This window comes from Ferruginibacter sp., from assembly GCF_028288465.1.
Lineage (GTDB): Bacteria > Bacteroidota > Bacteroidia > Chitinophagales > Chitinophagaceae > Ferruginibacter.
The window spans coordinates 73537-83403 of sequence record NZ_JAQBNR010000059.1; the positions used below are offsets into that span (position 1 = coordinate 73537).

The 9867-nt window shown below is 41.3% G+C and carries 8 protein-coding genes; 4 read left to right on the plus strand and 4 right to left on the minus strand.

Annotated elements, in window-relative coordinates; all coding sequences use genetic code 11:
- Positions 1–65: 65 nt before the first annotated feature.
- The 4 genes from JWR61_RS22835 to JWR61_RS22850 all read left to right on the plus strand — a co-directional run bounded on the left by JWR61_RS22835 (position 66) and on the right by JWR61_RS22850 (position 4458).
- Positions 66–986 carry a hypothetical protein gene (locus JWR61_RS22835; RefSeq protein ID WP_301930021.1) on the plus strand — a complete coding sequence of 307 codons (921 nt, stop codon included), beginning with the start codon at positions 66–68 and terminating at the stop codon, positions 984–986.
- The gene (locus tag JWR61_RS22840) at positions 983–1663 is read left to right on the plus strand and encodes an ATP-binding cassette domain-containing protein (protein ID WP_301930022.1); all 681 of its coding nucleotides are present in this window, start codon (positions 983–985) and stop codon (positions 1661–1663) included. The genes JWR61_RS22835 and JWR61_RS22840 overlap by 4 nt, the downstream gene beginning before the upstream one ends.
- Positions 1664–1995: 332 nt before the next feature.
- On the plus strand, positions 1996–2889 hold the full coding sequence (locus tag JWR61_RS22845) for a T9SS type A sorting domain-containing protein (protein ID WP_301930023.1): 894 nt from the start codon (positions 1996–1998) through the stop codon (positions 2887–2889).
- Between the two features lie 540 nt (positions 2890–3429).
- Positions 3430–4458, plus strand: coding sequence for a PAS domain S-box protein (locus JWR61_RS22850; RefSeq protein ID WP_301930024.1), 1029 nt, complete (start codon positions 3430–3432; stop codon positions 4456–4458).
- 23 nt (positions 4459–4481) lie between these two features.
- On the opposite strand, the gene cysM is transcribed toward JWR61_RS22850, so the two are convergent.
- The 4 genes from cysM to JWR61_RS22870 form a co-directional block, all read right to left on the minus strand.
- On the minus strand, positions 4482–5363 hold the full coding sequence (gene cysM, locus JWR61_RS22855) for a cysteine synthase CysM (RefSeq protein WP_301930025.1): 882 nt from the start codon (positions 5361–5363) through the stop codon (positions 4482–4484).
- Positions 5364–5578: 215 nt separating this feature from the next.
- On the minus strand, positions 5579–6331 hold the full coding sequence (locus tag JWR61_RS22860) for a DUF2490 domain-containing protein (RefSeq protein WP_301930026.1): 753 nt from the start codon (positions 6329–6331) through the stop codon (positions 5579–5581).
- A gap of 72 nt (positions 6332–6403) precedes the next feature.
- Positions 6404–7471, minus strand: a complete 1068-nt coding sequence (locus JWR61_RS22865; RefSeq protein WP_301930027.1) for an efflux RND transporter periplasmic adaptor subunit — start codon at positions 7469–7471, stop codon at positions 6404–6406.
- Positions 7472–7481: 10 nt separating this feature from the next.
- Positions 7482–9867 (minus strand): efflux RND transporter permease subunit (locus JWR61_RS22870; RefSeq protein ID WP_301930028.1); only part of this gene is annotated, 2386 nt, incomplete at its 5' end.

Consider the following 9867-nt stretch of genomic DNA (forward strand, 5'->3'; position numbering starts at 1 on the left):
AAAAATAAAATGCAAGGAAACTATATTTACCTGGCGGCCCATACTGCAACACTGATACAACATACATGATCAAAAATTATTTCACCCTGCAATACAAAATGCTCAACAGGCAACTGGCAGACTTTGGCCTACCGCGGGCTATAGCATGGATTGCTTTGCCGCCCATTTTTGTCAGCTTGTCTTTATATCTTTTTTATAAAACAGCTTTTGCCCAATACATTTATACTTTGATTGCAGCAAGCCTCACCGCGAATTTTACAGGTACAGATAGAAACGATTTTTTAAGATCCTGTTTTAAAATAGGTGATTATTACCGGGTAAGATTAGGTGAAAATATCTTGGTCGTGTTGCCGTTTCTTATTTTCCTGATTTGCAAAAACTGTATTGCGTCAGCCGGTATTTTGTTGGCGCTTGCAACCGCAACCGCATTCATCAGTTTTAAAAACAAGTTACGGTTCATTATTCCAACGCCATTTTATAAAAAGCCGTTTGAATTTATTTCGGGTTTCAGAAAAATGTGGCCGGCGTTGCTATGTTGCTACCTGGTTACAATTATTGCTATTGTTGTACATAACTTCAACCTTGGCGTGGTTGCGCTGACGGCCATTTTCTTATTGTGCATTTCATTTTATCAGGAAATGGAAACCGGCTTTTATGTTAGGGTATTTTTATTAACACCGCATCAGTTTTTAAAACAAAAAATTGCAACGGCAGCATGGCAGGCCTCTTTGTTAACACTTCCCGCTGCAATCGCCCTGGGTATCTGTTATCCCCCCCACATAAACATAATTGGATTATTTTTTTGCCTGGGCCATATTTACCTGGCAACCGCTATCTGCGCAAAGTATTCTGCCTTTCCACAACCTATCGCATTGCCGCAGGTTATATTACTCGTTGCAGGTATACTGTTTGCACCCTTGCTGATTTTGATAATACCTTATTTTTACATCCGTTCCCTTAAAAAACTGAACAATTTTTTGCGATGATATCCATTGAAAATGTATCAATTTCCTTTGGCAGTAACATTATACTGAATAATGTGCATGCTCATTTTTCTAAAGGAAAGGTCTATGGGATTGTGGGCGAAAACGGTTCTGGTAAAACAACGTTTTTCAGGTGCATAGCAGGGCTACAAGCGTATTCAGGCCATATAAACAGCGAGTTTAATCCGTTAAAAAACCATATCGGTTTGCTTCAGACAGAGCCTTACTTCTTTTCAAAAATAACCGGCAGGGAATACCTGCAACTGATGTGCAATGCAAGAAACATCAGGGTGACCGACATTGATAGTAAAAATATCTTTGGCTTACCGTTGAATGAATATGCCGCCACTTACTCTACCGGCATGAAAAAGAAACTGGCTCTTATGGCCATCCTGATGCAGGAAAATGAAATACTGATTTTGGATGAACCCTTTAATGGTGTTGACATTCACAGCAACATCCTCATTACGCAAATTATTCACCAGCTAAAATCCCTCAATAAAACCATCCTGATTTCATCACATATATTTTCAACGCTCAATGCTACATGCGACGAAATTTATTTACTTGATAATGGAACATTTGTAAAAAAAGTTTTGAAGGCAGAATTTTCGCTGTTGGAACAAGAATTAATAAACTTCACGGTCGGCAATAAAATTGAGCAGCTGAAACTTAAATAATAAGCAAGCATGGAAAATTTTTCAGGAAGCTTACTGCGATCAATTTTCGACGAAAAAATTTGGTCAGTATAAAAATGATTCTATCTTTGCACTACACAAGAACACGCTACAAACATATTACCTCAATCTCCTATTAAGTAATCATCCCTGTTCCTTTCGCTTTTTCTTCCAAGTCCCCAGTTACTGATTAACCCCGTTACAGATTCATTAATACATTGCTTTACGCAGTTGTACAGCCGATATTTAATTTCCAATTTTGTGAATAGCACTTTTTAAGATTCTTTATTTCTGTTACAAACGAAATAAATATTTAAACCTCTAAAATTTGCAAAATGAAATTTTTTACATCTACTCTTGCCCTGGTTTTAATAGCCACGGTTAGTTTCGCCCAATCTGTTTGTCCTGATTATTTCAGACGTAACAATGGTAATGGAGCCTGCTCTGACGGACAATTAAAACTGTATTATACAACCTGTCCGCCATCCATTCCAATCATCGATTCGGTTTACTCCAATGGAGTAAAAACCAACATTACTTTTGCTTCGCCAGATGCTTCTAAATGCAGCTCCCAGGGCTTTATCGGTTACTGTGTGGTGGGTGGAAATATGCCGCCAGCGTCAACCTGGGCGATCTATTTTCACAACCCCGGATCAACAGATCCGTTTGGTTGCAATGTACCCGAAGGTGGAATTTTACCAATTGGCATCAGGACATTTACAGCAACCAGGAACAATAACAGTGTGATCCTTAACTGGCAAACTGCCGCTGAGATAAATGCCCGGCTTTTTGAAATACAAAAAAAATCCGGTAACAGCTTTGTAACCGTCGGCAGCATTGCAGCGGCCAATAAAGAAACCGGCAGCAGCTATAGTTACACTGATATTTCAAACGAACAAACCACAGCTGAATATCGTTTAAAAATGGTGAGCAGTGATGCCGCAATTGCTTATAGCGAAATTCGGGTAGTACGTGGCGCCGGTGCTTCATTTGACTTTACTATTTTCCCTAACCCTGCTACAAGGAATACCAAAATTGCTTTAGCTGATATTACACAACCTTCAACCATACAGGTAATTGATAACTCCGGAAGGCAGGTAAGATCGATCAGTGTGAGGTCAAGCAGTACGATAGAATTAAGCAATCTGCAACCGGGCCTGTACAGGGTACGAATTGTTACGAATAATTCAGGTGAAGCACTTACAAAAACTTTAACCATTGTTCAATAAAAACCAACCCGCTTTTAAAATCCCAAAGGCTGCCTGTCAGGCAGCCTTTCCTTTCATCAGCAGTTAACCCATCAAAAAAATGAGTTACCCCTGGCGTGTAAGTCTAGTACATCAACGCAAATTTTGGATTTAGCTTTTCTTATCCTCAACCGGAACCAGGGCTTTAAAGTAAAGCGTAAACTATCCGCTTAAGCCGGTCTTTTTGCACCGAATCTAAATAGCAGGAGATGTGTTTTCCAACGGTATCCCGGGTGAGCCGGGATGAGTTATGGGCACCCACAACATGCAATTTATAACCGCCATTTAAATGGTTTGCATTACCTGGGTATAATGTTCTTAGATTTAAATATTTGCTTTTATTGGTTAATAATTTGTTTTTTATTAAAATATAAATCAATTTCAATAAATATTTAAGCAATTTTAAATAGGGACTAAAAAATATTTAATCGGCGGCTAGTGAAACGCTTTCAGCTTAACATATTCTTTAATCAAAATATACTAACGGTTATTCCCTACTGATTTTCCGTACATTCATATACCATGACGAACTTAATGAACTCTGAAATAGAATTATCGGCATTTTTTGAGCAATCGCCTGACTTGGTTTGTATAGCAGGCAGGGATGGATTTTTCAAATCGGTAAACGAGGTGGTAATTAAAAAACTGGGATACACCATTGATGAACTGCTGTCGCAACCTATTTCTACATTCATACATGAAGATGACAAAAAAATCACCCATAAACACCGGTCAGCTTTATTGAACGGCAAAGTGCTGCACAACTTTGTAAACAGGTATATTTCAAAAAAAGGAGACATTATATGGTTGGAATGGACTTCCCTGTATTTCTCCAAAAGCGGATTGGTGTTCGCCACCGCAAAAGACATCACGGAAAGGAAACTGGCAGAAACGGATATTGAGCAGCAGTACAACAAATTTAAAAATTTAACGGCCCATTTTAAAAGTGATATTGAAAAAGACAGAAAATACCTGACCTACGAATTGCATGAAGAACTGGCACAATTGACAGCCGCCATTAAAATGAATATTGAATCTGTTGCTATGAACACGCCTTTGCTACCGGAGCCTTCCAAAGTGGCGGTAGAAAAAGCTTTGGTTATTTCCCAAATGCTGATTAAAACACTGCAGCGGATTTCTTTTTCCATTAGTCCGAACGTATTGCATGAATTCGGCCTGAATGCTGCACTGGAATGGCTTTCTACAGAATTTTCCCTGTTACATAATATACCATGTACATTTAACAATAACTATGGAGAAGAACTGTTAACCAAGGAAATTCAAACAGATTTTTTTCGGATTTGCCAGGAGTCGTTAAAAAATGTGCAGGACCATGCCAACGCCAAAAGTGTACACATCAGGATTGAAGAAGTCAATGATAAAATCAGGCTTTCTATCAAAGATGATGGTGATGGATTTGATATTACCCAGCAGAAAGAAACACCGGGCTTTGTAAGTATGCGGGAACGCGTAAACTCTATTAATGGCGAGTTACTTATTGAAAGTGAACCTGAAACAGGCACTGGAATATTTGTTACAATTGCAAAATAAAAGTACCTGAGATTGGCTTTTCATCAGTCAAAAATATCCGAAGACAAATAACGATCTCCCCTATCGCAGATGATAGCTACAATTACCCCGGACGTTAACTCTTTTGACAATTCAATAGCAGCATGTACTGCGCCGCCACTGCTTAACCCGCTAAACACGGCCTCTTCCCTGGCCAGTTTTTTTGTCATTTTACGGGCATCTTTTTCATCAACTTCAATAATACGATCTACCCTTTTACGATCGAATATTTTTGGTAAATAGGCTTCCGGCCATTTGCGAATGCCGGGAATCTGCGATCCGTCAGTTGGCTGGCAGCCAACAATCTGGATGCCGGTATTTTGTTCCTTTAAGTATCTTGATACGCCCATAATAGTACCAGTAGTGCCCATGGCAGATACAAAATGGGTGATGGTGCCCGCCGTATCCCGCCAAATTTCGGGGCCCGTAGTTTTATAGTGCATGCCGGCATTATCTGGATTACCAAATTGGTTCAGCATAAAATAACCACCTTTTGCTACCTGGGCATTTGCATAATCAATACTGCCCTCAATAGACCGTTCCTTCGGTGTAAGAATTACCCTGGCTCCAAAGGCCTGCATGGTGAGCACTCTTTCACGGGTAGAATTTTCAGGCATTACCAATTCTATCGGCACTTTAAACAAACTGGCTATCATCGCTAAAGCAATACCTGTATTGCCGCTCGTAGCTTCTATCAATGTAATACCTTCTCTTATCTCACCCCTGTCCAGCGCGCCTTTGATCATGCCGTAGGCAGCCCGGTCTTTTACGCTTCCACCAGGGTTGTTTCCCTCCAGCTTGCCATAAATACTTACATTTTTATTTACACTTACCTGGTCTAGTTTAACCATGGGTGTATTTCCTACCAAGTCTAATATTCCTGCCATTTTGTTCAGATATTATTGCTAAGCTACACGTTTGAGATAATAGGTAGCAATTGATTAAAAAAGATACTGAAGAACTTACAGCAGTTCTTTAGTATGCAGCAAGATAAAATCTCTTACTAAATTACGTTATCGCAATTGGAAATTTTTTGGCCATAAGCGTTAAAGTTTTTCACTGGTCGCATTTTTATCAGAATGAAAATGTTAATTACATTCTTTTATGGATGGTTCCTGAAATCGAAACTTTGGTAGTAGGATAGCCTGAAAGCGTTAATACTTTTATATTGATTGCCGGCGGCCAGTTGCTGAAATATATTCAGGTAACCAAACTGAATATTTGAAATGGGCGTTGTCTGAATTTTGAGCCCCATATAGAAACGATTTTGATCAAAATAATTATACACAATCTGTTTGCCCGCATTTACATTAATCTCATCATTTACAATCAGGGTAATAGCTCCCGGTTTTGTTTCTTTTTTATCAAGCGGTAACTCATAGCGCCAGTTATAACGCAACCGGTAATTAAAATTATATCCATCGGCCAGCGTATTGTCATTTAAAATTTTGTGCCGGAATCTCTCTTCCAGCCGAACCCAATGTACCATTCTTTTTCTGCCATAGCGGGCATCCCATTGTATCTGTTGCCACGGGCGACGTTCTGGTTGTGACACATTTTTGTGATTGTCGCCGGGGAAATAACTGGCCCACGCAAATCCAGCTGTTAATTTAGTGGTATTGGAAACATAGTAAGTAACGCCTACCCGAATGATGCCAACCGAAAGATTTTTGACAAAATGCTCCTTCGTACGTAATTGAAAGTCTGTCCACGTGCCCCATTTATCGCTTAACCTTGCCTGGTTGAAATATGCAAACCATGTCTCATCCAGGTGTTGTATATTTTTTGTTGTTTGAGCCATCAATACAGCTCCGGTAAAAAAAATAAATACCCATGAAAAAATATATTTCAGCATCCAATCAATTTATATAAAAAAGAGTGCAAATATAGCGCACTCTTTTTTATATAAAACCGCGTCCCTAAAGCATCAGGTTGTTTCTTTTATTTCATCGTTGGCTACTGCAATCACCTGGTCGCCGGCTTTTAAGGCACCAAACACTTCAATTTTATTAGCCGTTTGATTGCCCGTGCTGACATCAACCTTAGTGATTTTATCGCCATTCATCACCAGTACATATTTTCTTTCGGTAGAAGTAACCACCGCCGATTTTGGTACGAACAATGCCTCCACATTGCCTTTGGAATACAACAGCACGTCTGCAAACATGCCAGGAGCAAGCGCACCATCCTTGTTGGGCACATCCACTTCCATTCGCTCGCTGCGGTATTGGGCGTTTACATTCATGGAAGAACGGTTGATATTGCCGGTAAGTTTCTTGCCTTGCAGGGCGCTAACGTAAAAAGATACCGTGTCTTTATTTTTCAGGTTACCCGCCAATGCCTCGGGTATGTCTACCTGTAAACGCAGGTGATCAATTTGTTTCAATTCCAGCATGGGCTTGTCTTTCGCCGATGCACTTACCAGCGCTCCCGGATGTACGTTTCTTTCGGTAATAACACCGGCGAAAGGCGCTACCACTTTTAAGTAATCCAGCATGGTTTGCTGCATTTGCCAGTTGGCTTTTTCTGCATTGCTTACCGCACTGTCTGCCTCCATTTTTGCTTTTATGCTGGAGAGATCGAGTGGGGAAATTGCACCGACGGTTTTAGCTGCTTCCAGCAAGCGCTGGTAGCGTTCTTTGTCAATTGCAAAATCTGCTTTGGTGCGGGCGTATTTTTCCCTTGCCTGTAAGGCAGCCTGCACCAATTCCGGGGCTTCCAGCACCATCAGCAGGGTGCCTTTCGCAACTCTTGAACCAATATCCACTTGTACCGTTTTTACATAACCGTTCACTTTAGGAAATATGCTCACTTCCTGGAAGGCTGCCAGTTGTGCGGGCAGTTTTATAGTAGATGCCACGCCACCCTTTTCAACTGTAGCAAGCGCATACTTAGTTGCAGCGGCTTTCGGCTCTATGGTTTTATTGGGTGCTGCATTGTTGGAAGAGCAGGAATAAATCCCAAAAAATAAAAATGGAAAAATAAAATATTTCATGTTGATAAATTTAATTGTTACTATTTTCTGGTAATAAAGACACGGATCCAAAAGACGCTTTTTGCCGAACCCAGCCATATACCAGGGGTACAATAAATAAGGCCGCAAAAGTGGATGCAATAAGACCGCCGATTACTGCACGGCCCAGCGGTGCCGACTGATCACCTGCTTCTCCCAGCCCGCTGGCCATGGGTATCATACCGGCAATCATGGCAAGGCTCGTCATTAAAATGGGGCGCAACCGCACGCTGGCTGCAACTGTAGCTGCTTTAAATGGATCTTTGTATTGCAAGCGCAAAGCCTCTGCGTTGGTTACAATCAGGATGGCATTGGCTACTGATACACCCGTACTCATAATAATGCCCATGTATGATTGCAGGTTTAATGTGGCACCAGTAGCCAGCAGCAATAACAGCGCTCCCAACAATACAGCCGGGATAGTTGATAACACCGCAACAGATACACCAAAAGATTGATAGTTGGCAGCCAGCAATAATAATATCACCACGATGGCAACCAGCAAACCTGTTTGTAAAGAGTCCAGCGTTTCTGTTAATAAAGATGACATGCCTTTTACATCGGCCACCAAACCCTTTGGCGGTGTACCTAACGCCGTGATGGTTTTTTGTATTGCCGTGGTGGCGGTGCCGAGATCTTTTTTATAAATGTTGGCACTCACTGTTAAAAAACGGCGTGGCCCGGCACGATCATATTCACCTGGCAATGTATCCACCGTCATTTGTGCAATGTCAGATAAAATGGGTCTTGATTTTCCTTTTACCAGCGAAATAGATTGCAATTGTTCAATGGAGTTCATCAGGTATTCCGGCACCTGTACTTGCACCTGGTAAGTGTACGCAACTTTCTGATCAAGCCATTGTACTTTTTCGGTAAAGCGGCTGGAAGAAGTAGCATCGGTAATACTCCTGGCCACTTCGTTCAGGTTAAGCCCCATCTGCGCCAAACGAAAACGATCAATGTTGATTTTTATGGTTGGGAATTTTAAAGGCTGCGCTATTTGAACATCCCGCAGGTAACTGATTTGTTTCAGGCTATCCACCAACCTCTCTGCGTACAATTTTAGTTCATCAAAATTTTTACCGGCTACCCTTACTTCAATAGGTGTGGAAGCTCCCTGGGCCATGATCTTTTCTGTTAATTCTATGGGCTCAAAAGAGATGTTCAGCAAGGGGTAAGCCGCTTTTATATTCTGCCTTAATTTATCTTTTAATTCATCCAGGTTGGCCTTGTAATTTTCTTCCAGGTTAATCTGCAGTATAGCTTCATGTGTACCGCTGTTAAAGATGTATAGGTTACTGGATCCATAACTGCTCGGTATTAAACCCACGTAGGCAGAACTGATTTTTACATTGCCATTGGTAGTTTTATCAATCACATCCAGCACACCTTTTGTTGCTCTTTCGGTTTCCTCCAGCCGCGTACCATCAGGTTCCTTAATCCTTATTTGTAACTGACCGTTATTGGTTTTCGGCAACAAATCTTTTCCAATAAAAACAAAGCAGGCTCCTGCCGCCGCCAGTGATAAAACAAGGTACACCAACACGATTGGCTTCCGTTTAGGCATCCAGTTTTCAAGTCTGTTTGCAAGTGACATTTTTATGCGTTGAAAAAATCCGTTCTCCTCCGGATGCTTTTTATCTTCCGCATTGTGCAGATTGATTTCGGTAATCTCCTTATCATCCAACGCCAGTCCGGCATGAGCGTGCTGCTGCTCGTGATGATACTGAAACATGCCTTCTTTTAATAACCAGTTGGCAATAACCGGCACCAATGTTTGGGCTGCGATGAATGAAACAATCATCGCAAAACCGATGGATAAAGAGAGCGGCAGGAACATCGCTTTAGGCACGCCATTCATTACAAAAGACGGTGCAAATACGGCAAGGATACACAATAAGATCAGCAACAATGGAAAAGAAATTTCTTCACAAGCATCCAGGATAGCCTGCCGTTTATTCTTACCCATCTCCAGGTGCTGGTGTATATTTTCAATGGTTACCGTGGCCTGGTCAACCAATACTCCAATGGCCAAGGCAAGGCCACTCAGCGTCATAATATTGATGGATTGACCGGCAAGATTAAGAAACAATACGCTGCTCAATATGGCCACCGGAATGGTAATCACCACCACCAAACTGCTTCTCCAATCCTTTAAAAACAGTAACACCATCAGGCCCGTAAGTATAGCGCCCAGTATACCTTCCGTCATCAGACTTTTTACAGCGTTGATCACAAATACCGACTGATCAAATTCGTAGCCGATGTTGACATCATCCGGCAACAGGCTCTGCATTTCGGGCAGTTTGCTTTTTAAGGATTGCACCACAGCCCAGGTGGAAGCATCTGCCGTTTTTACCACGGGGATATATACCGAA

Coding starts and splice junctions, on each gene's coding strand:
- JWR61_RS22850 (WP_301930024.1), top strand. CDS start 3,430: ATGACGAACTTAATGAACTCTGAAATAGAATTATCGGCATTTTTTGAG.
- JWR61_RS22840 (WP_301930022.1), top strand. CDS start 983: ATGATATCCATTGAAAATGTATCAATTTCCTTTGGCAGTAACATTATA.
- cysM (WP_301930025.1), bottom strand. CDS start 5,363: ATGGCAGGAATATTAGACTTGGTAGGAAATACACCCATGGTTAAACTA.
- JWR61_RS22860 (WP_301930026.1), bottom strand. CDS start 6,331: ATGCTGAAATATATTTTTTCATGGGTATTTATTTTTTTTACCGGAGCT.
- JWR61_RS22835 (WP_301930021.1), top strand. CDS start 66: ATGATCAAAAATTATTTCACCCTGCAATACAAAATGCTCAACAGGCAA.
- JWR61_RS22865 (WP_301930027.1), bottom strand. CDS start 7,471: ATGAAATATTTTATTTTTCCATTTTTATTTTTTGGGATTTATTCCTGC.
- JWR61_RS22845 (WP_301930023.1), top strand. CDS start 1,996: ATGAAATTTTTTACATCTACTCTTGCCCTGGTTTTAATAGCCACGGTT.